This is a genomic window from Pseudomonas sp. S2_E01 (assembly GCF_054668365.1).
Genome location: NZ_CP162762.1, coordinates 2,656,521 through 2,678,310, shown reverse-complemented (window position 1 = coordinate 2,678,310; position 21,790 = coordinate 2,656,521). Strand labels below are relative to the sequence as shown.

The 21,790-nt window shown below is 60.7% G+C and carries 14 protein-coding genes and 1 pseudogene; 13 read left to right on the top strand and 2 right to left on the bottom strand.

Annotated elements, in window-relative coordinates; translation table 11 throughout:
* The first annotated feature begins 256 nt into the window (after nucleotides 1-256).
* The 3 genes from AB4O36_RS12140 to AB4O36_RS12130 all read left to right on the top strand — a co-directional run bounded on the left by AB4O36_RS12140 (nucleotide 257) and on the right by AB4O36_RS12130 (nucleotide 3,196).
* Nucleotides 257-1,930 carry a nitrite/sulfite reductase gene (locus tag AB4O36_RS12140; RefSeq protein WP_460125431.1) on the top strand — a complete coding sequence of 558 codons (1,674 nt, stop codon included), beginning with the start codon at nucleotides 257-259 and terminating at the stop codon, nucleotides 1,928-1,930.
* Complete coding sequence (locus AB4O36_RS12135) at nucleotides 1,927-2,406, top strand: DUF934 domain-containing protein (protein ID WP_460141874.1); 480 nt, start codon at nucleotides 1,927-1,929, stop codon at nucleotides 2,404-2,406. The genes AB4O36_RS12140 and AB4O36_RS12135 overlap by 4 nt, the downstream gene beginning before the upstream one ends.
* 118 nt (nucleotides 2,407-2,524) lie before the next feature.
* On the top strand, nucleotides 2,525-3,196 hold the full coding sequence (locus AB4O36_RS12130) for a DUF3313 domain-containing protein (protein WP_460125425.1): 672 nt from the start codon (nucleotides 2,525-2,527) through the stop codon (nucleotides 3,194-3,196).
* 495 nt (nucleotides 3,197-3,691) lie between these two features.
* On the opposite strand, the gene AB4O36_RS12125 is transcribed toward AB4O36_RS12130, so the two are convergent.
* Nucleotides 3,692-3,910, bottom strand: a complete 219-nt coding sequence (locus AB4O36_RS12125) for a hypothetical protein (RefSeq protein WP_460125422.1) — start codon at nucleotides 3,908-3,910, stop codon at nucleotides 3,692-3,694.
* Nucleotides 3,911-4,081: 171 nt separating this feature from the next.
* Here AB4O36_RS12125 and AB4O36_RS12120 point away from each other — a divergent pair, with 171 nt between their 5' ends.
* The 3 genes from AB4O36_RS12120 (at nucleotide 4,082) to AB4O36_RS12110 (ending at nucleotide 8,023) form a co-directional block, all read left to right on the top strand.
* Nucleotides 4,082-6,172, top strand: coding sequence for an S-type pyocin domain-containing protein (locus tag AB4O36_RS12120; RefSeq protein ID WP_460141873.1), 2,091 nt, complete (start codon nucleotides 4,082-4,084; stop codon nucleotides 6,170-6,172).
* Complete coding sequence (locus AB4O36_RS12115; protein WP_460141872.1) at nucleotides 6,172-6,447, top strand: bacteriocin immunity protein; 276 nt, start codon at nucleotides 6,172-6,174, stop codon at nucleotides 6,445-6,447. The genes AB4O36_RS12120 and AB4O36_RS12115 overlap by 1 nt, the downstream gene beginning before the upstream one ends.
* 82 nt (nucleotides 6,448-6,529) lie before the next feature.
* Complete coding sequence (locus AB4O36_RS12110) at nucleotides 6,530-8,023, top strand: bacteriocin immunity protein (protein WP_460141871.1); 1,494 nt, start codon at nucleotides 6,530-6,532, stop codon at nucleotides 8,021-8,023.
* Nucleotides 8,024-8,055: 32 nt separating this feature from the next.
* On the opposite strand, the gene AB4O36_RS12105 is transcribed toward AB4O36_RS12110, so the two are convergent.
* Entirely contained in the window at nucleotides 8,056-8,481 is a 426-nt protein-coding gene (locus AB4O36_RS12105; RefSeq protein WP_460141870.1) for a YciI family protein, read from the bottom strand.
* Nucleotides 8,482-8,759: 278 nt separating this feature from the next.
* Here AB4O36_RS12105 and tpx point away from each other — a divergent pair, with 278 nt between their 5' ends.
* The 7 genes and pseudogenes from tpx to AB4O36_RS12070 all read left to right on the top strand — a co-directional run bounded on the left by tpx (nucleotide 8,760) and on the right by AB4O36_RS12070 (nucleotide 21,662).
* On the top strand, nucleotides 8,760-9,260 hold the full coding sequence (gene tpx, locus AB4O36_RS12100; protein ID WP_460125408.1) for a thiol peroxidase: 501 nt from the start codon (nucleotides 8,760-8,762) through the stop codon (nucleotides 9,258-9,260).
* 221 nt (nucleotides 9,261-9,481) lie between these two features.
* On the top strand, nucleotides 9,482-10,795 hold the full coding sequence (locus AB4O36_RS12095; RefSeq protein WP_460125405.1) for an MdtA/MuxA family multidrug efflux RND transporter periplasmic adaptor subunit: 1,314 nt from the start codon (nucleotides 9,482-9,484) through the stop codon (nucleotides 10,793-10,795).
* Nucleotides 10,792-13,895 (top strand): annotated as a pseudogene (locus AB4O36_RS12090) (MdtB/MuxB family multidrug efflux RND transporter permease subunit). The gene AB4O36_RS12095 and the pseudogene AB4O36_RS12090 overlap by 4 nt, the downstream one beginning before the upstream one ends.
* A complete protein-coding gene (locus AB4O36_RS12085) occupies nucleotides 13,892-16,999 on the top strand; it encodes an efflux RND transporter permease subunit (protein WP_460141869.1) in 3,108 nt (1,035 codons plus the stop codon). The pseudogene AB4O36_RS12090 and the gene AB4O36_RS12085 overlap by 4 nt, the downstream one beginning before the upstream one ends.
* The gene (locus AB4O36_RS12080) at nucleotides 16,996-18,465 is read left to right on the top strand and encodes an efflux transporter outer membrane subunit (protein ID WP_460141868.1); all 1,470 of its coding nucleotides are present in this window, start codon (nucleotides 16,996-16,998) and stop codon (nucleotides 18,463-18,465) included. Before AB4O36_RS12085 ends, AB4O36_RS12080 begins: the two co-directional genes overlap by 4 nt.
* A gap of 251 nt (nucleotides 18,466-18,716) precedes the next feature.
* Nucleotides 18,717-20,798 (top strand): putative bifunctional diguanylate cyclase/phosphodiesterase, encoded by a 2,082-nt coding sequence (locus tag AB4O36_RS12075; RefSeq protein WP_460141867.1) that lies wholly within the window; start codon nucleotides 18,717-18,719, stop codon nucleotides 20,796-20,798.
* A gap of 117 nt (nucleotides 20,799-20,915) precedes the next feature.
* Nucleotides 20,916-21,662, top strand: coding sequence for an SDR family oxidoreductase (locus AB4O36_RS12070; RefSeq protein ID WP_460125390.1), 747 nt, complete (start codon nucleotides 20,916-20,918; stop codon nucleotides 21,660-21,662).
* The last annotated feature ends 128 nt before the right edge of the window (nucleotides 21,663-21,790 follow it).

The window sequence follows — 21,790 nt, the reverse complement described above, 5'->3', positions numbered from 1 at the left end:
TCGCCAGGCCACCCGGACTGGCATGCCCGTGCACTGTAGAAACCCTGCGGCAAACAAAACAGACTCAGTAAAATCTCATTTATACGGATCAGATAATGCGCCACGGCAGCGGTGATCCGGGGTGGCCTGATCTGGTTTATTAATGTTCAGCTGAAGCTGTAACTCACCGGCTCATCACGCGATCCTCATCCCACCCCAATCCCTGTAGGAGTGGGGACACGGGAACGAAGTCCGAACGCCCTGATGAGGTAGCCACATGTATCAATACGACGACTATGACCGGGCGCTGGTGTTCGAGCGCGTTGCGCAGTTTCGCGACCAGGTCGAACGCTTTCGGGCAGGCGAGTTGAGCGAAGAAGAGTTCCTGCCGCTACGCCTGCAGAACGGCCTGTACATGCAAAAACACGCTTATATGCTGCGCGTGGCCATCCCCTACGGCACCTTGAATGCCCGGCAGATGCGCACGCTGGCAAGCATTGCCAGGGATTACGATCGCGACTACGGCCATTTCACTACCCGACAGAACATGCAGTTCAACTGGATCGAGCTGGACCAGGTGCCCGAAATCCTCGAGCGCCTGGCCGAGGTCGACATGCATGCGATCCAGACCTCTGGCAACTGCGTGCGCAACATCACCACGGAAGCCTTCGCCGGGGTGGCCGCCGACGAACTGATCGACCCACGCCCATTGGCGGAAATCCTGCGTCAATGGTCGACCATCAATCCGGAATTCCTGTTTTTGCCACGCAAGTTCAAGATCGCCATTTGCTCCGCCGAGCAGGACCGTGCGGCCATCATGATGCATGACATCGGTCTCTATCTTTACCGTGGTGCCTATGGGCAGATGCTGCTGCGGGTGATCGTCGGGGGCGGGCTGGGGCGCACGCCGATTCTCGGTTTGCAGATCCGCGAGGGCTTGCCCTGGCATCACCTCCTGTCCTATGTCGAGGCGGTACTGCGGGTGTACAACCGACATGGCCGGCGAGACAACAAGTACAAGGCACGCATCAAGATCCTGGTCAAGGCACTGGGCATCGAAGCTTTCGCCCGGGAAGTGGAGGAGGAGTGGCAGTACCTCAAGGATGGACCCGCACAACTCACGGACCAAGAGTACGAGCGGGTCGCCAGTGCCTTCCTGCCCCCGGACTACCGCGACCTGTCCAGCACCGACCTGGCATTCGGCAGCCGCCTGGCGGAAAACGCCGACTTCGCCCGATGGGTCACGCGCAACGTGCAGCCGCACAAGGTGCCGGGCTACGCCAGTGTAGTGCTGTCGACCAAGCCGGGTGCGGCGGCACCGCCGGGCGATGTCACCAGCGAGCAGATGAATGCCGTGGCCGCGTGGTCCGAGCAGTTCGGCTTCGGTGAAATCCGAATCGCCCATGAACAGAACATTGTCCTGCCGGACGTGCCCAAGGCCGACCTGTTCAGCCTCTGGCAACTCGCGTGCGGGCAAGGCCTGGGCAGCGCCAACATTGGCCTGCTGACCGACATCATCGCCTGTCCTGGCGGTGACTTCTGCGCCTTGGCCAACGCCAAGTCGATCCCGATTGCCCAAGGCATCCAGGCACGCTTTGAGGACCTGGACTACCTGCATGACCTGGGCGATATCAGCCTGAATATTTCCGGTTGCATGAACGCCTGCGGGCATCACCACATTGGCAACATCGGCATCCTCGGCGTCGACAAGAATGGCAGCGAGTGGTACCAGGTGACCCTCGGCGGCGCCCAGGGTAAGGACAGCGCGCTGGGTAAGGTCATTGGCCCGTCGTTCAGCGCCAGCGAAATCCCCGACGTGATCGAACGCATTATCGAGACCTTTGTGCTCTACCGTGAAAGCGAGGAGCTGTTCGTTGACACCCTGCAACGCATCGGCCTGGAGCCGTTCAAGGAAGTGGTGTATCCCAAAGTGCTGGAGGTGTCGGCATGAACAACCTGCTGCGACTGGAAGCGGGTCAAGCTCGCATTGACGGCGACGACCCCTGGGCGCTGTTGCGCGATCCAGCGTCGGCTCAACCTGCCGGCCCGCTGATCCTTCCGCTGGCCATCTGGTTGCAGGACCCTGAGCGGCATGGCGTCTGGCTCGGGCCGGATGACGAGGTGGAGAGCCTGCGACCATGGCTGGGGCAGTTGCGCCTGATCGCCCTGGACTTTCCGAGCTTTCGCGACGGTCGCGCCTACAGCCAGGCATACCTGCTGCGCACGCGCATGGGCTGGGCCGGAGAATTGCGCGCAATCGGCGATGTGCTGCGCGATCAGCTCAGCCATATGCGCCAATGCGGGTTCGATAGTTTTGCGGTGCGCGAGGACAAGTCTGCCGAAGATGCACTCAAGGGACTGGCGGGGATGAGCGTGTTGTACGGACGTTCGGTGATCGAACCGCGACCCTTGTTTCGGCGGCGTTAAACAAGGAGCACTCGTCCTGGTGTGGCAGACGAAATTCTTCCCGACACAGCCCAACGCATTGGCTATACCTATTACCAGCGTGTCCAAACTGTCTCGTCCGCCTTACAGGAGTTACCGCATGAAGCTTGCCTTAATGATGAGCACACTGTGCATCGCCTCGATTGGCATGGTGGGGTGTTCCAGCAACAAGGTTGAACCGGATCAGTATTCCGGCTTTCTCAAGGATTACAGCCGGCTGCAGGAAGCGAAGTCGCCTTCGGGTGCCGTGGTGATGCGTTGGATCGATCCCAAGCTCGACACCGCCAAATATAAGAGTGTGTACATCGAACCCAGCCAGCTTTACCCCAAACCCCAGCCCACGGCGAAAATCCCTCAGACGACCCTGAACGGGATCACCAGCTATTACGACCAGGCCCTCAAGCGTGAAATCGGCAAGTCGCTACCCCTGGCTGCCGGTCCAGGCCCCGGAGTGATCGTGGTACGGCCGGCAATCACGGCGGTGAGCAGCAAGACCGAAGGCCTGAAACCCTATGAAGTGATTCCCATCGCCCTGGTAGCGGCTGCGGTCAGCACTGCCAGCGGCATCCGCGATCAGGAAACCGACCTGGCCACCGAAGCGGTATTCCTTGATGGCGGCGACAATCATGTACTCGCGCAGGTGGTCAGAAAAGGCACCGGCAAGCCACTGGAAAATGACTCGCAGGTGTTGAAGGCCGATGACGTGAAAGGCGTGATCGACGGCTGGGCGGCGGACTTGCATCAGTCTTATCTGAAACTCAAATCCAAATAACAACACTCTCCCCTGTAGGAGCGAGCCTGCTCGCGATGAAAGTCCAGACAACGCAGGCACTCAGGCCGCCAGCGCTATCGCTGACGACCATCGCCTCGATGCGACGGTCCGACACGTTCGCTCCTGCAGAGATGGGGTAATCCCCAACCCTCGAAGATACCCCCGCCGACGCGCATCACATCGCACACCCTCTGGCCACGCTGTGGTTCGCCCTCCAGGGCGCGCAGGCTTGCGTCATTCAGTTACATCACGGGCTATTCGTGGGCGTTCTTGCCGATTGAGAACCGCAGAAGGACGGGTGCTCAGCTTGTAATGCTCTGAATTAACTGAAAAGCAGACGATATAAATATCTACCGCAGCTGAAGACCGCCCCATCCACATGCTGTGCCCTACAGACTAAGGAGAGACTGTATGGCACAACAAATATTCAACGATGGATCGTCCGGGGATGTGGTTATCAGGTCAGGCCCGCCAGCATCCGGTGGTGGCGGTGGATCATGGGGCGGTGGCTTTGGCGGGAACCGCGTTGGCGCCTCCGGGGCATTCGTTGGCGTAAGCAAAAAACGCAGCAGGGCCAGGGCGCTCGCCAGGCAAGCGGATAGACAAGCCAAGGAGCAACAACGGATACAGGCAGCCGCTGCTGCCGCGCACGCTCAGGAGCAGGCTCGCCTGCTCACCCGACAGCAGACGCTGGCGGCGATGCAGGCCAGTCATGTCATTGCCCGCGCCGCGATTGACCAAAACTACGCGGCGAGAGCTGAACACCTTGGCGCAGTGACTGATCAGGAAATCAGGGCAAAACGCGGGCCTGGCATTGGTGTGCCCAGCTCCGAGCGATGGCAGTTACATTCCATCGAGAGGCAAAGAAGCCTGATTGATGAGCTCGTGGCTCAAAAAGCGGCAGCGCTCGAAGCAAACAATCATGTCGCACAGGCTTTCGATGGGTTCGACCCGCTCACGCGCACCCCCGATGACTACCTCGCACGACTCGGGCAGTTCGGCGATGCATTGGCCCAAGGTCATCAGGTTTGGGAAAACAGTTACACCGCCGCGGCTGAAGCGCGCTTGCTGGCTGCGCAGATCAGCGCGCTGCACGATAAATCCAATGCGCTGCTCAAGGAACATGCCGCCTGGGTAGAACGACTGGCTGCGTGGGAAAAGCTGCGTCAGGTTGCTGAGCAGCGTGATGCGCGCATTCGATTCAAGCAGCAGACCGATGCGCAGGCTCGTCTGGAGCGCGTCCGGCAGGCTAATACCCTCAGCGTGCCTATTGCGCCATCGACGACCGCGTTGTCGATGCTGGTCAACCCCCGTGGATTGTGGGTGGCGGGTGCAGCCGACGGCTTGGCTGCGGGCATGTCAAGAGCTGTTGCCGCCCTTGCACCGCTCGCAGGCGCGCTGGGCACACTCACGGCCGGGCAGGTCGCGATCTTTGCCGGGGGAATGGTCATCCCGTCCGAACTGGGCAATGGCGAATTGACCCCGGAGCAACGCCAACGCTTGTACCACGCCGTGGTCGTCCCGGCGCAGGCGCTGGAGCTTCATGACGTGTCGGAGTTGCAAGCCATCGCCGATACCGTTGGTTCGGTGGAAATGGAGTTCCGGGCTAAAACCCTGGAAACCCCGGAAGGCACCGCAGTCATCGTCACCAGGACCGGTGGTGAGGTCGATACCCAGGTTCCGGTACTGAACGCGACACTGGACCCGTTGACGGATCGATACACCGTCGATGTTCCAGGGGCACCTGCCCGACACCTGGAGTTCATGCCGCAGACCACGGCTGATGCCAACGCGACCGCACCCTCCGGCGCCGCGCTCACTGAGCCTCAGTTGCTGGAGATCCCGCCAGGCGTCGACTGGCGAATTCAGGATTGCGTGGTGTGCGTGCCAGGGCTGGAACCGGTCTATGTGTCCTTCAATGTCGCACCGCTGGGCAGCGGTGTGGTGACCGGTACTGGGCAACCAGCCACTTCCGACTGGTGGAAGTCCGCTACCCAGGCGAGCGGTGCAGCCATCCCGACCCAGATCGGCGATGTGTTTCGCGGGCGTGAGTTCACCTCGTTCGCGGGGTTCGATCAGGCGCTCTGGCAAACCCTCGGCGAGGATCGCGTACTCGCCTCTTCGTTCAACGAGCTGAACAGAAAACGCATCGAACAGGGCTTCGCGCCTTACGCACCAAAAAGTACCTGGATCGATGAAAACCGTGAGTTCGAACTGCGTTATGAGGAGCGCGCGCCGTTCTGGGACGATGCCCTCAACCTCGACAAAATCAGCATCAAGACGCCGGCCAGCGCAGGCGGGTGGTTGGGCATTGTCCCCGCCGTTACGCCCTGGCCGATTCCACCGGCCAGCAGCTGGAAGCCATTGCAGCCACCAGGGGCGGAACAGCTGGGTTCGACGGTGTCACCTGCGGCACCTGTAGACCCGTTGGTTTATCCCGGCAGTACGGCCATCCCGGTCCTACCGCAAATCGAGACGTTTCCGGCTGTTGAGCAAGGGCAGGGAGCTGCGAACATACCTGGGTTTCCGGCAGACATGGAGCTGCCGTCGTCGGACGTCCTGTTTCTGGACCGACGGGATGATCCGGGTGTAGCAAACGGCTTTGGCAAGGAGGTTACGGGGGTATGGTTGGGCGAAGAGGCACGAGTGAATGGGGCGCCTGTTCCGGCACGAATCGCAGGACAGTTGCGATCACAGGTATTCAGGAATTTCCATGGGTTCAGGCGTGCGTTTTGGAGGGCGGTTGCGGCGGATGTCGAGTTGAGTGGTCAATTCCTGCCCCTTGATCTGGATTTCATGCGAAAGGGGATGGCACCCATGGTAGCTCCGGTGGATAGGCGCGGAATGCGGATTAAATTTGAAATTCATCACCTCCATGAAGTTGCCCGGGGTGGGGCTGTATACGACATGGATAACCTTATGATCATGACACCAAAACTTCACATTTTTATACACTCTAAAGGAGGGGCGCAGTAATGGTATTCAAAGATAGACTTGAAGACTATTCCGAAGCAGAGTTTAGGGAGTTTCTTCGGTGTTTGTTCGAGGATGAACGTGACCTGTCTCCAGATGCATTTGATGCTTTCCTTGTAAGGGGTATTTTGCACTTTGAGAAAATTACTGAGCATCCGAGTGGACTAAACGCTCTTTTACGTCTTGGGGAGGGGGTGGAGGAATGCATAAATCGAGCGATGAAGGAGGTAGTTAAGTGGCGGCTGGCCAATAATAAGCCTGGCTTCAAATCAGAGTGAGTTTGTAATGTACCAAGTGGCGCCCACTCTCGGATGAGCGGGCGCCCGTTGTTCACTAAATAACATCAAGGAAGAACCAAGGATGGAGCTTAAACCCAATCTAACGGATTACACGGCGGCACAATTCCAGGAACTGGTTAACCGGATCTGGGCGGTAGACGTGCCGCAAGAAGACCACAATCGCCTGATCGATCATTTCGACCAGATTGTGGGCCACCCCAAAGGGGCAGACCTGTTGTTCAGCGAAGAAGAGTCTGGCATGTCGCAAGGGCCGGAAACGGTCGTCCATCACGTCCGGCAATGGCATCGCTCCCAGGGCCTGAGCGCGTTCAAGGATGAGGGCATCCATGAACCGCCACCGCCTGTCAGGGCTACGATGGTGCAGCGCAGTCTGGCGGATGCGCAAAAGATTGCCGCAGACCTGGCTGCGGCAGATTTATCGGTCGAGCAAGCCTTGGGGGGATTTGAGCGGGGTGTCCAGCACATGCGATCAGTGCAAGGCGTCACGCGCGATGTGTGGCAACAGGAAAACGATATTCGCACGTTGGAGCAGGCGCAGCATGACGCCTACATCTGCATCCAGAAATATGGGTTCCTGAAAATGCGCATCGAGTTTGCCAAAACCAGCGCACTCCAACGGCTGCGATATTCGGGGGCGGAGCAAAATCAGTGGCACGACGTCGCGCAACATCTCAATGCAACCCACGACCGTTACACGGCGCAGTTGGCCACGATCCAGCAGTCCCATCGCGCCCTGCACGACGAAGCCGAGGCGTTGTTGGTCGCGGCTCAGCAAGTATTGATCAGCGCCCGCGCTTTGGCGGGTTCGAGCCCGACTGCTTCCAATCACCAGCTTCACGCCTCGTTGCTCAACGCCGGAAAACGCCCCGAGCTATTAATGGAAGGCGAGGTATCGGCATTGGCGTATTCCCAGCAAGTCGATCTGCAAAAGTCCATTCGTTCTGCTGTCGCCGAATTTGCCTGGCGCAACACGGCGGTCGAATCGACAAGCCCGCGCACCCAGGCTGCGGTATTGCAGTTCGAGTTTGCCAGCCGGGCGGATGTGAAAGTCTACGGTCTGAGTGTTCCGCTGTCCGAGTTCATGCCCGTCGAGGGCCTGGATTGGCAGGCGGTGGCCGCCAACCGCTCAGAACTGGCCTTGCCATTCAGGATGGGGCCGGCATTGACAGCCTCCAAGCCTGGTTCGAAGTTCATGGGGTTGCGCGAAGTGGCATTGCTGGAACAGCTCCACGTTACGGCGGCGAAGGGCACGACTTCAGCGAGCAAAGTGCGCGTGCGCCGCGCCGAGCGAGCCGGGCAGCCAGGCACATACAGATTTACCAGTGACGGGGCCGCAGGGATAACTGTTTTGTGGTCTGTAGCGAACACGCTGGACAAACCTGCTCCATCAGCTCCCGGATTCAGGAGGCAGGTGGGGTTTGTTTACTCGTCACCGGTGCCGACGCTTGAGCCGGCTACCGATGCCGAGGAAAACTCGCCAGATTACATTGTGGTCTTTCCCGGTGAAGCCGGGCTCGACCCTCTCTATATTGTCCTGACCGTTCGAAATGAGTAAGCGTGGCGCGCCTTACCCGTCAGGCGGCGCACTCAGCTTTTCTTCCCGGCCGCGAACGCCCGTTCTTCCTGCTCACGCAGTTCGGGGGTGAACTCATCGCCGAAGTCAGCGGCTTCGAACACCTGGCGAATCTCGATCTCGGCGTCGGTGCCGGGCATCGGGTTGGGGCAGCGCTTGACCCATTCGATCGCTTCTTCCCTGGAGTTGACTTGCCACAACCAGAAGCCGGCGATCAGTTCCTTGGTTTCGGCGAATGGCCCGTCTATGACCGTGCGCTTGTCGCCGTTGAAGCGCACGCGCGCGCCCTTGCTGCTGGGGTGCAGGCCTTCGCCGGCCAGCAGGACACCGGCCTTGGCCAGTGCTTCGTTGTAATGACCCATGGCAGTCAGCAGTTCGGTGCTGGGCATGAGGCCGGCTTCGGAGTGGGCGCTGGCCTTGATGATGATCATGAAGCGCATGGTGGTGGTTCCTTCGGTTTGGGTGGATTCACCTAATGGTCGATTGGCGATGGGGCAAATCGACATCCTTCTGTAGGAGCGAGCTTGCTCCGGGCGGCGTTGCGACGATGGGGGTGTCTGACGCCCAGGATGTCGGATGTGCGGGCCCCATCGCGGGCAAGCCCGCTCCTACAATTGTCGTCTACAGAGTTCACAATTTGTATCCGCCCATAGGTCGCTGCCCCATTTCATGGTTAACTTCGGCCCTCTCACCACCAACGTTCAGAAGGACTCCGTTCATGGCTCAAGTCACCCTCAAAGGCAACCCGGTTCAAGTCAACGGCCAGTTGCCACAAGTCGGTTCCAAGGCGCCAGCCTTTTCCCTGGTTGCCGGTAACCTGTCCGATACCACCCTGGCGAGTTTTGCCGGCAAGCGTAAAGTGCTGAACATCTTCCCAAGCGTAGACACGCCGACCTGCGCCACTTCGGTCCGCAAATTCAATGCCCAGGCCAATGACGTCGCCAACACTGTCGTGCTGTGCATCTCCGCCGACCTGCCATTCGCCCAGGCCCGTTTCTGCGGCGCCGAAGGCCTGGAAAACGTGCAGAACCTGTCGACCCTGCGCGGCGCCGAGTTCATCGAGAACTACGGTGTGGCCATCGCCGACGGTCCCCTCAAGGGCCTGACCGCCCGTGCAGTCGTGGTACTGGACGAAAACGACAACGTGCTGCACAGCGAACTGGTCCCTGAAATCGGCCAGGAGCCGAACTACGAGGCCGCTCTCGCTGTCCTGAAATAATTCATCGTCAACAATAGTTGGCGGCACAGGGGCATTCTCGCCGGATTCCTTGCCAATCCACCGGGAATGTTCCCTTGTTCAAAGCGTTTTCATAGGCGCTTCAGTGCCTTAGACAAACCTTCCGATACGTAAGCCGAAGGTAAATTGCCGGTAAAGGCGCTTTGCTATTTGCCCGCCAGTGCTTATCGTTCAGCCTCCCGTAGAAAAAGCCCACGCGCCCAATGGTTGATCACTCCATGCAATCCTCCGCTTTCCGTAATCCTCGTCGCTGGCTGCTCGGCCTGCTTGTCCTGTTGGTCATCGCTGGCCTGTGCTGGAAGTTCTGGCCCACCGGCGCACCCAAAGAAGGGGCAGGGCAGAAAGCTGCGGCCGGTCATGTGGGGCGTTCCGGCGCCATGCGTCCGGGTTTCGGTGGCGCAGGCGGGGCAGTACCGGTGCGCGTGGCGCCAGCGGTCAAGGGCGACTTTGCGCTGTACTACAAGGCACTGGGCACCGTGACGGCGCTCAATACCATCAATGTGCGCAGCCGCGTCGGTGGTGAACTGATCAAAGTGGCCTTCCAGGAAGGGCAGATGGTAAAGGCGGGCGACTTGCTGGCCGAAATCGACCCGCGTCCTTACCAGAACGCCTTGCTGCAGGCCGAAGGCACGTTGTTGCAAAATCAGGCGCAGTTGAAAAACGCCCAGGTCGATGTCGAGCGTTATCGTGGCCTGTATCGCGAAGACAGCATTGCCAAACAGACCCTGGACACCGCCGAAGCCTTGGTGGGCCAGTATCAGGGCACGGTCAAGACCAACCAGGCAGCGGTCAACGACGCCAAACTCAATCTCGAATTCACCAAGATCCGTGCTCCGATCACCGGGCGGGTCGGTCTGCGTCAGCTCGACGTCGGCAATCTGGTTGCCGCCAATGACACCACGGCGCTGGCAATCATCACCCAGACCCAACCGATCAGCGTCGCCTTCACCCTACCGGAGAACAACCTCGATGTGGTGCTGGCCCGCTACCGCAGTGGCGCACAGTTGCCGGCGGAAGCCTGGGACCGTGGCGATGTCAAATTGCAGGCCACCGGTGTACTGAGCAGCTTCGACAACCAGATCGACGTCGCCACCGGCACCCTGAAGTTCAAGGCGCGCTACGACAACCGGGACCAGGCGCTGTTCCCCAACCAGTTCGTCAACGTTCACTTGCTGGCAGATACCCTCAAGGATGTCGTGCTTGCGCCATCGGCCGCCATTCAGTTCGGCACCAACGGTACGTTCGTCTATGCCCTGGACGGCGACAAGAAAGTCACCGTCCGCCCGTTGAAAGTTGGCGCCAGCGATGGCGAGCACACAGTGATCACCGAAGGCCTGGCGGCAGGCGACCGCGTGGTCCTGGAAGGTACCGACCGTCTCAAGGAAGGCAGCGAAGTGGAAGTGGTCAACGATTCCAAGGATGTGCCAACCGCGCCGACTGAACATCTGCAGGGCAAATCGGCGGCAAGTACGACTGAGCCGGGCACCACCGACAAGGCGAAAAAGGGCGGCGCATGAATCTCTCGCGGCTGTTCATCCTTCGCCCGGTTGCCACCACACTGAGCATGCTGGCCATTGTCCTGGCCGGCCTGATCGCCTATCGGCTGCTTCCCGTCTCTGCCTTGCCCCAGGTCGACTACCCGACTATTCGCGTGATGACGCTCTATCCCGGCGCCAGCCCGGACGTCATGACCAGCGCCGTAACGGCGCCGCTGGAGCGTCAGTTCGGACAAATGCCCGGGCTGACCCAGATGGCGTCGACCAGTTCCGGTGGCGCTTCGGTGCTGACGTTGCGCTTCAACCTCGACATCAATATGGATGTCGCCGAGCAGCAGGTGCAAGCGGCCATTAACGCCGCGACCAATCTGCTGCCCACCGATCTGCCAGCCCCCCGGTCTACAACAAGGTCAACCCGGCAGACACCCCGGTTTTGACCTTGGCGATCACCTCGAAAACCATGTTGCTGCCCAAGCTGCATGATCTGGTGGACACGCGCATGGCGCAGAAAATCGCACAGATCAGCGGTGTCGGCATGGTCAGCATTGCTGGCGGACAACGCCAGGCCGTGCGCATCAAGGTCAATCCCGAGGCGCTGGCTGCCGCCGGCCTCAACCTGTCGAACGTACGCACGCTGATTGGTGCATCGAACGTAAACCAGCCCAAGGGCAACTTCGACGGTCCGACCCGGGTTTCGATGCTCGATGCCAATGACCAGCTCAAGTCCCCCGAGGACTATGCCAACCTGATCCTGGCCTACAGCAACGGCGCGCCTTTGCGCCTCAAGGATGTGGCGGAAATCGCCGACGGTGCTGAAAACGAACGCCTGGCGGCGTGGGCGAATGAGAACCAGGCGGTGCTGCTCAACATCCAGCGCCAACCCGGTGCCAACGTCATCGAGGTGGTGGACCGGATCAAGGCCCTGCTGCCCAGCATCACCGACAACCTGCCGGCCGGGCTTGAGGTCACGGTGCTCACCGACCGTACCCAGACCATTCGTGCGTCGGTCACTGACGTGCAGCATGAACTGTTGATCGCCATCGCCCTGGTCGTGATGGTCACTTTCCTGTTCCTGCGCCGTGCCAGTGCGACCATCATCCCGTCGATCGCCGTTCCGTTGTCGCTGATCGGTACCTTCGGCGTGATGTACCTGGCCGGGTTCTCGGTCAACAACCTGACGCTGATGGCCCTGACCATTGCCACCGGCTTCGTGGTGGACGACGCGATCGTCATGCTGGAAAACATTTCCCGGTTCATCGAAGAGGGCGACAGCCCACTCAATGCTGCATTAAAGGGCGCGAAGCAGATCGGCTTTACGCTGATCTCCCTGACGTTGTCCCTGATCGCGGTATTGATTCCGCTGCTGTTCATGGCGGACGTGGTAGGGCGACTGTTCCGCGAGTTTGCGATCACCCTCGCGGTGGCGATCCTGATTTCCCTCGTGGTGTCCCTGACGCTGACGCCGATGATGTGCGCCCGGCTGCTCAAACGTGAACCCAGGGAGGAAGAGCAGGGTTGGTTCTACCGCTCCAGTGGCAATGTAATTGATTGGATGATCGCGGCTTACGGGCGCAAGTTAAAGTGGGTTCTCAAGCATCAACCACTGACGTTGCTGGTGGCGGTCGGTACCCTGGGACTGACCGTGGTCCTGTATCTGGTGGTCCCCAAGGGTTTCTTTCCGGTGCAGGACACCGGGGTGATCCAGGGCATTTCCGAAGCGCCGCAGTCGATTTCCTTCAGGGCAATGAGCGAACGGCAACAGGAACTGGCCAAGGTGATCCTCGCGGACCCAGCGGTCGAAAGCCTGTCTTCCTACATCGGGGTCGACGGTGATAACTCGACGCTCAACAGCGGTCGACTGCTGATCAATCTCAAATCCCATGGTGATCGTGACCTGACGGCCACCGAGGTCATCGCTCGCCTGCAACCTGAATTGGACAAGCTGGTTGGCATTCGCCTGTTCATGCAGCCGGTGCAGGACCTCACCATCGAAGACCGCGTCAGCCGTACGCAGTATCAATTCAGCATGTCGTCGCCGGATGCAGAGTTGCTGAGCCTGTGGAGTGGTCGTTTGGTGGAGGCGCTCGCCCAGCAGCCGGAACTGGCGGACGTCGCCAGCGATTTGCAGGACAAGGGCTTGCAGGTCTATCTGGTCATCGACCGTGATGCGGCCTCGCGGCTCGGTGTATCGGTCTCGGATATCACCAACGCGCTGTATGACGCTTTCGGCCAGCGGCAGATTTCCACCATTTACACTCAGGCCAGTCAGTACCGCGTGGTACTGCAATCGCAGTCCGGCGAGAAGATCGGCCCTGATGCGCTGAACCAGATCCACGTCAAGACCACCGATGGTGCACAGGTGCGGCTGTCGAGCCTGGCACACATCGAGGAGCGCCAGGCTCAATTGGCGATCACCCACATCGGCCAGTTCCCGGCGGTGATGATGTCCTTCAACCTGGCGCCCGGCGTGGCGCTGGGGCATGCGGTGGACATCATCGAACAGGTGCAGAAGGACATCGGCATGCCGATTGGCGTGCAGACCCAGTTCCAGGGCGCAGCGCAAGCGTTCCAGGCTTCGCTGTCGAGCACTTTGCTGCTGATCCTCGCGGCGGTGGTGACCATGTACATCGTGCTGGGCGTGCTATACGAGAGCTACATTCACCCGATCACCATTCTCTCGACCTTGCCGTCGGCTGCGGTCGGTGCCTTGCTGGCCCTGCTGCTGAGCGGAAATGACCTGGGCATGATCGCGATCATCGGCATCATCCTGCTGATCGGTATCGTGAAAAAGAACGCGATCATGATGATCGACTTCGCGCTCGATGCTGAGCGCAATCAAGGCATGGACCCGGAAACGGCGATCTATCAGGCGGCATTGTTACGTTTCAGGCCGATTCTGATGACCACGCTGGCGGCATTGTTCGGTGCGGTGCCACTGATGCTGGCCAGCGGTTCCGGGGCCGAGTTGCGCCAGCCGCTGGGCCTGGTAATGGTGGGCGGCCTGCTGCTCAGCCAGATCCTGACGCTGTTTACCACGCCGGTGATCTACCTGTATTTTGACCGTCTGGGGCGGCGCTGGGGCCGTCCATCCGAGTCGGTGGACGCGGTCGAACAGCCATGAACCTGTCCGGTCCTTTCATCAAGCGCCCGGTCGCCACCATGCTGTTGAGCCTGGCGATCATGCTGCTCGGCGGCGTCAGTTTCGGCCTGCTGCCGGTGTCGCCGCTGCCGCAGATGGACTTCCCGGTGATCGTGGTCCAGGCCAGCCTGCCGGGGGCCAGCCCTGAGGTGATGGCCTCGACCGTGGCCACGCCGCTTGAACGCTCCTTTGGTGCCATTGCCGGCGTCAACACCATGAGCAGCCGCTCCAGCCAAGGTTCGACCCGGGTGATTCTGCAGTTTGACCTCGACCGCGATATCAACGGCGCGGCGCGGGAAGTTCAGGCCGCGATCAACGCCTCGCGCAACCTTCTGCCGAGCGGCATGCGCAGCATGCCGACCTACAAGAAGGTCAACCCGTCCCAGGCGCCGATCATGGTGCTGTCGCTGACCTCGGATGTTCTGGAAAAGGGCCAGCTCTACGATCTGGCCTCGACCATTTTGTCCCAGAGCCTCTCCCAGGTGCAGGGTGTGGGGGAGGTGCAGATCGGCGGCAGCTCACTGCCGGCGGTGCGCATCGAGCTCGAGCCCCAGGCGCTGAACCAGTACGGCGTGGCGCTGGACGACGTACGAACCACCATCGCCAATGCCAACGTACGCAGGCCCAAGGGCTCGGTGGAGGATGGCCAGCGCCTGTGGCAGGTGCAAGCGAACGATCAACTGGAAAAAGCCAAGGATTACGAGTCGCTGATCATTCACTACGCGGACGGTGCAGCCCTGCGCCTGAAGGATGTGGCCAAAGTCAGCGACGGGGTCGAGGACCGCTACAACAGCGGCTTCTTCAACGATGACGCGGCGGTGCTGCTGGTGATCAACCGCCAGGCAGGCGCCAACATCATCGAGACGGTCAACGAGATCAAGGCACAACTGCCGGCGTTGCAGGCCGTGCTGCCAGCCAGCGTCAAGCTGAACCTGGCCATGGACCGCTCGCCGGTGATCAAGGCCACGCTGCACGAAGCCGAAATGACCCTGTTGATCGCCGTGGCCCTGGTGATACTGGTGGTGTTTCTATTCCTGGGCAACTTTCGGGCTTCGTTGATTCCGACCCTCGCGGTACCGGTGTCGCTGGTGGGCACCTTCGCGGTGATGTACCTGTATGGTTTTTCCCTGAACAACCTGTCGCTGATGGCCCTGATCCTGGCCACCGGGCTGGTGGTGGACGATGCCATCGTGGTGCTGGAGAACATCTCCCGGCACATCGACGAGGGTGTACCGCCCATGAAGGCGGCTTACCTGGGCGCCCAGGAAGTCGGTTTCACCTTGTTGTCCATGAACGTTTCGCTGGTGGCAGTGTTCCTCTCGATCCTGTTCATGGGCGGCATCATCGAAAGCCTGTTCCGCGAGTTTTCCATCACCCTGGCGGCGGCCATCGTGGTGTCGCTGGTGGTCTCCCTGACGCTGACGCCGATGTTGTGCGCGCGTTGGCTCAAGCCGCACACGCCAGGGCAAGAGAACCGTCTGCAACGCTGGAGCCGACGGACCAACGACTGGATGGTGGCCAAATACGCCACCAGCCTCGACTGGGTGCTTCGTCATCGGCGCTTGACGCTGCTCAGTCTCTTCGTGACAGTTGGCGTTAATATCGCGCTATATGTCGTTGTTCCAAAAACATTTATGCCGCAGCAAGACACGGGTCAACTGATTGGATTCGTGCGCGGGGACGACGGGCTGTCATTCAGCGTGATGCAGCCAAAAATGGAGATTTTCCGCCGCGCGGTGCTCAAGGACCCTGCGGTCGAAAGCGTTGCCGGATTCATCGGTGGCAGCAACGGCACCAACAACGCCTTCATGCTGGTGCGTCTCAAGCCCATCAAGGGGCGGGAGATTTCCGCACAGAAAGTCATCGAACGCATGCGCAAGGAAATGCCCAAGGTTCCCGGCGCCCAGTTGATGCTCATGGCGGACCAGGACCTTCAGTTTGGTGGCGGTCGCGAGCAGACGACCTCGCAGTACTCCTACATCATCCAGAGCGCCGACCTCGGCCAATTGCGCACCTGGTACCCGAAAGTCGTGGCGGCGCTCAGGGCATTGCCGCAACTGACCGCCATCGATGCGCGGGAGGGCGGCGGTGCGCAGCAGGTGACGCTGATCGTCGATCGCGATCAGGCCAAACGCCTGGGCGTTGACATGAACATGGCCACCGCCGTGCTCAATAACGCCTACAGCCAGCGGCAGATTTCGACGATCTACGACAGCCTCAACCAGTATCAGGTGGTGATGGAGGTCAATCCCAAGTACGCCCAGGACCCTATCACCCTCGAGCAGGTCCAGGTGATCACCGCCGACGGCGCACGGATTCCGCTGTCGACCATTGCCCATTACGAAAACAGCCTGGCCGAAGACCGCGTCAGCCACGAGGGCCAGTTCGCGTCCGAGAGCATTTCATTCGACATGGCCGAAGGCGTGACGGTGGAGCAGGGCACGGCTGCCATCGAGCGTTCGCTCGCACAACTCGGCATGCCGGAAGACGTGATCGTGAAAATGGCCGGCACCGCCGATGCTTTCGCCGCGACGCAGAAGAGCCAACCGTTCATGATCCTCGGTGCGTTGCTGGCGGTCTATCTGGTGCTGGGTGTGCTGTATGAAAGCTACATCCATCCACTGACCATTTTGTCTACCTTGCCATCAGCCGGGGTCGGCGCGTTGCTGTCGATCTATGTGCTGGGTTCGGAATTCAGCCTGATTTCCTTGCTGGGGCTGTTCCTGCTGATCGGCGTGGTGAAGAAAAACGCCATCCTGATGATTGACCTGGCATTGCAACTTGAACGGCATCAAGGCATGGAGCCACTGGAATCGATTCGCAACGCCTGCCTGCAACGGCTGCGGCCCATCCTGATGACCACGCTCGCGGCGATTCTCGGGGCCTTGCCTTTGCTGCTGGGCCGAGCCGAAGGTGCGGAAATGCGCCAGCCGCTGGGCCTGACCATCATTGGCGGACTGATCTTCAGCCAGATCCTTACGCTTTACACCACCCCGGTGGTTTACCTCTATCTCGACAAACTGCGCCATCGTTTCAACCGTTGGCGCGGCGTGCGTACCGATGCCGCTCTGGAAACTCCGCTATGACTGACCGTTCGCTTACCCACCTCACCGTGCCGCTGCTGATGGCCCGAGGCTCGCGTCTGCTCTCCCTGTCGCTGTGCGTTGCGCTGCTCAGTGCCTGCGCCATCGGCCCGGACTACCAGCGTCCGCAAACCGCCGCACCTGTGCAGTACAAGGAAGCGGCCGGCTGGCGTCAGGCCACGCCGAGCGACTCGCTGGCGCGCGGTGCATGGTGGGAGCTGTACGGCGACCAACAACTCAACGGCTTGATCGACAAACTCAACAGTGGCAACCAGACCGTCGCGCAATCCGAAGCCCAATACCGGCAGGCACAGGCGCTGGTCCGCAGTGCGCGCGGGGCGTTTTTCCCCACGGTGGACCTGACAGTCGGCAAAAACCGCTCCAGCCAGGGCACCGGCAGCAGCAGCTCGAGCCTGAGCAGTTCCTCCAGCGGCATCCGCAACACCTACACCGCCCAGGCCGGGGTCAGTTGGGAGGCCGATATCTGGGGCAAGCTGCGCCGCGGCCTGGAAGCTGACACGGCCAACGCCGAGGCGAGCTTCGCCGATCTGGCGGCGATGCGCCTGAGTCAACAGTCGGAGCTGGTGCAGAACTACCTGCAACTGCGGGTGATCGATGAGCAGAAACGCCTGCTGCAAGCGACAGTCGAGGCCTACCAGCGGTCGTTGAAAATGACCGAAAACCAATACCGCGCTGGCGTTTCCGGCAAAGACGCCGTGGCACAGGCGCAAACCCAGCTCAAGAGCACCGAGGCCGATCTGGTTGACCTGATCTGGCAGCGTGCGCAGTTCGAAAACGCCATCGCCGTGCTGATCGGCCTGCCGCCCGCCGAGTTCACCCTCGCCGAAAGCCAGGACATTCCGCAGTTGCCCGAGGTGCCACTGAGCCTGCCGTCACAACTGCTGGAACGGCGCCCCGACATTGCCTCCGCCGAACGCTCGGTGATCGCCGCCAACGCCAACATCGGCGTGGCGAAGGCTGCGTACTACCCGGACCTGACCCTGAGCATGAACGGTGGCTACAGCAGCAGTACCTCGAATGGCCTGTTCACCGTACCGAACCGCTTCTGGTCGGTTGGCCCGCAACTGGCCATGACCCTGTTCGACGGGGGGCAGCGCTCGGCAGAAGTCGACCGTAGCGAGGCGGCCTATGACGAAACCGTGGCCAAATACCGCCAGACCGTGCTCGATGGCTTCCGCGAAGTGGAAAACTACCTGGTACAACTCAAGGTCCTGGAAAACGAGTCTGAAGTCCGCCAGCAGGCGCTGGACGCTGCGCGCGAATCCCTGCGCCTGATCCAGAACCAATACAAGGCCGGGCTGATCGCCTATCTGGACGTAGTCGTGGTCCAGGCCACCACACTGAACAACGAGCGCAGCATGCTGGACCTGTTGCAGAGCCGGCTGATCGCCAGTGTGCAGTTGATCGCGGCACTGGGCGGCGGCTGGGATGGCCAGGTGGACCTGTAGGAGCGAGCTTGCTCGCGATGGCATTGGGTCAGGCGCATTGGTGTTGGATGTGCCGCCGTCATCGCGAGCAAGCTCGCTCCTACAGGGGCGTCGAACGTTTTTTGAATTCGGCACTACGTTAAAACAAGCGTTTCATCGCCTTGCTGGCATTTTGCTCATTTTCTCAGTGCGTTCCTCTGCGCGATCAGTACAATCGCCTGATTTATTCGCCGCGAATGGAAGCAGTACGGCGGGTATTTTTGAGAATTTTCATGCTCATCGGTAGCTATTCCCCCTCGCTGGTCATCATCTCGCTGTTTGTCGCCATTCTTGCCTCCTACACGGCGCTCGACCTGACCGGGCGCATCGCCACGGCGAAAGGGCGAGCGGTGCATTTCTGGACGGCGGGTGGCGCGTTTGCGATGGGGGTCGGAGTCTGGTCGATGCACTTCATCGGCATGCTCGCGTTCGAGTTGCCGATTGAACTGGGCTACGACATTACGCTCACCGGTCTGTCATTGCTCACTGCCATCCTCTCCAGCGGTTTCGCCCTGTGGCTGGTGAGACAGCCACGCCTGCCCCTGTGGCAACTGGCGTTCGGCGCACTGGTGATGGGCAGCGGCATCAGCGCGATGCATTACACCGGCATGGCGGCGATGAGCATGCAGCCCGGGATCGTCTACGACCCGGTGCTGTTCGCCGTCTCCTTGATGATCGCCGTCGGTGCATCAGGCGCGGCGCTGTGGATCGCCTTTCGCCTGCGCAAGCACACTCCGTATGTCAGCCTGATCCGTGGCGGCGCCGCCGTGGTCATGGGCATTGCCATCGTGGGCATGCATTACACGGCCATGGCGGCGGCGCAGTTCCCCGACGGGAGTTTCTGTGGTGCCATCAGCAGCGGCCTGAACGGCAAGGGCCTGGACGGACTGGTACTGGTCACTACGCTGGCGGTGTTGAGCATTGCCTTGCTGACCTCGATTCTCGATACACGCCTGGAGGCTCGCACGGCGGACCTCGCGCAGTCGTTGACCGAAGCCAATCGCGAACTCACTCAACTGGCCTTGCACGACACCCTGACCGGGCTGCCCAATCGCGTGCTGCTGGCTGACCGCATTGATCAGGCGATGTCAGTGGTCAGGGAGCAGGGCGGCTGTTTTGCCTTGATGTTCATTGACCTTGATGGTTTCAAACCGGTGAACGATGCCTTTGGTCACCACATGGGCGACCTGTTGCTACGAGAGGTTGCCGCGCGGCTGCGCGTGGACTTGCGCAGCCATGACACCCTGGCCCGCATCGGCGGTGATGAATTTGTGTTGCTGGTGCAACTGGCGGCCGAAGAGGACGCGCTTAACCTTGCCGCACGACAGGTCGGGCTGATCGCCCGCCCGTTCCGCGTGACCGAGCATGACCTGCAGATTTCCGCGAGCGTTGGCATTGCCCTGTATCCGGGCAACGGCAGCACCGCCGAAGAACTGCTGATGAACGCCGATGCGGCGATGTATCACGCCAAGGGCGCCGGCAAGAACGGCTACAGATTTTTTGATGTGTCCATGAACAATAACGCGCGCAAACAACTGCAATTGTTGCAGGACCTGCGCTGCGCCGTGGAGCAGTGCCAGTTCCGCCTGCATTATCAACCCAAGTTCGCCGCTGGTAGCCGTCGTGCCATTGGTGCGGAGGCGCTGTTGCGCTGGGAGCACCCGACTCAGGGATTGTTGCTGCCGGACAAGTTCATCGACCTGGCAGAGAAGACCGGTCTGATCATCTCCATCGGCGAATGGGTGCTCAACGAAGCGTGCCGGCAGATGCGTGAGTGGTACGTGCTGGGTTATACCCATTGGCGCATTGCGGTGAACCTGTCGGCGTTGCAATTCTGCCACGGCGGCCTGGTGCAGAGCGTGGCCAGGGCGTTGGCCACGCACAAGCTGCCGGCCAACTGCCTGACCCTGGAAATTACCGAAACCACGGCAATGAGCGATGCGGATGCGAGCATGACGGTGCTCAACGAGTTGTCGCAGATGGGCGTCGACCTGTCCATCGACGACTTTGGCACCGGCTATTCCAGCCTGATGTACCTGAAAAGACTGCCGGCCAATGAACTGAAGATCGACCGTGGTTTCGTCCGTGATCTGGAGCGCGACAGCGACGACGCGGCCATTGTCTCGGCCATCGTGGCCCTGGGCCAGGCGCTGGACTTGCGAATCGTCGCCGAGGGGGTGGAAACCGCTGTGCAGCAGGACTTCCTCACCCAGCTCGGTTGCGATTCACTGCAAGGCTTCCTGCTCGGGCATCCGGTGCCGGCGGAGCATTTCATGGCGAGCATCCAGGGTGCGCAAGACCTGCCAGTGAGCTGAAACGGCTGGCCGCTGGCAGGGCCGACCCGTGGTAAACGTGCCACAGCTCATGCAAAACCCGTGAATGGCGGTTATTCTTGGCCCCGACTGCTTACGCTTGAACGGGGAAATGCACGCATGGACAAAGTCATTGTCATCACCGGCGGCAGCCGTGGCATCGGTGCCGCGACCGCTCAGTTGGCGGCCGTGCAGGGCTACCGGATCTGCATCAATTACCAGTCGGATGAAGAAGCGGCCCATCGCGTCCTGGAGCAGGTCCGCGCCCTGGGGGCCCAGGCAATTGCGGTGCGTGCCGACGTCAGCATCGAGGATGAAGTCATTGCCCTGTTCAATCGGGTCGATGCCGAGCTGGGGCGGGTCACCGCGCTGGTCAACAATGCCGGCACCGTGGGGCAGAAGTCGCGCATCGATGAGATGTCCGAATACCGCATCCTGCGCACCCTCAAGACCAATGTCCTGGCGCCCATCCTCTGCGCCAAGCACGCCATCCTGCGCATGTCGCCCAAGCATGGCGGGCAGGGCGGCAGCATCGTCAATGTCTCCTCAGTCGCCGCTCGCCTGGGTTCGCCCAACGAATACGTGGACTACGCCGCCTCCAAAGGTGCGCTCGACACGTTCACCCTGGGGCTGTCCAAGGAAGTGGCCGGTGAGGGCATTCGGGTCAACGCCGTGCGGCCCGGCTACATCTACACGGATTTCCACGCACTCAGTGGCGACCCGGATCGGGTCAGCAAGCTGGAGTCGGCCATCCCCATGGCTCGTGGCGGCCGGCCGGATGAAGTGGCAGAAGCGATTGTGTGGCTGTTGTCGGACAAGGCGTCCTATGCGACGGGGACGTTTGTGGATTTGGGTGGGGGGCGGTAGGTCGGCAGATTTGTGGTGATTGTGAGCGCCCTATCGCGAGCAAGCTCGCTCCTACAGTGGATCGGTAGCATTCACAAATCCACTGTAGGAGCGGGCTTGCCCGCGATGGCGTCGGATCAGCCAACACT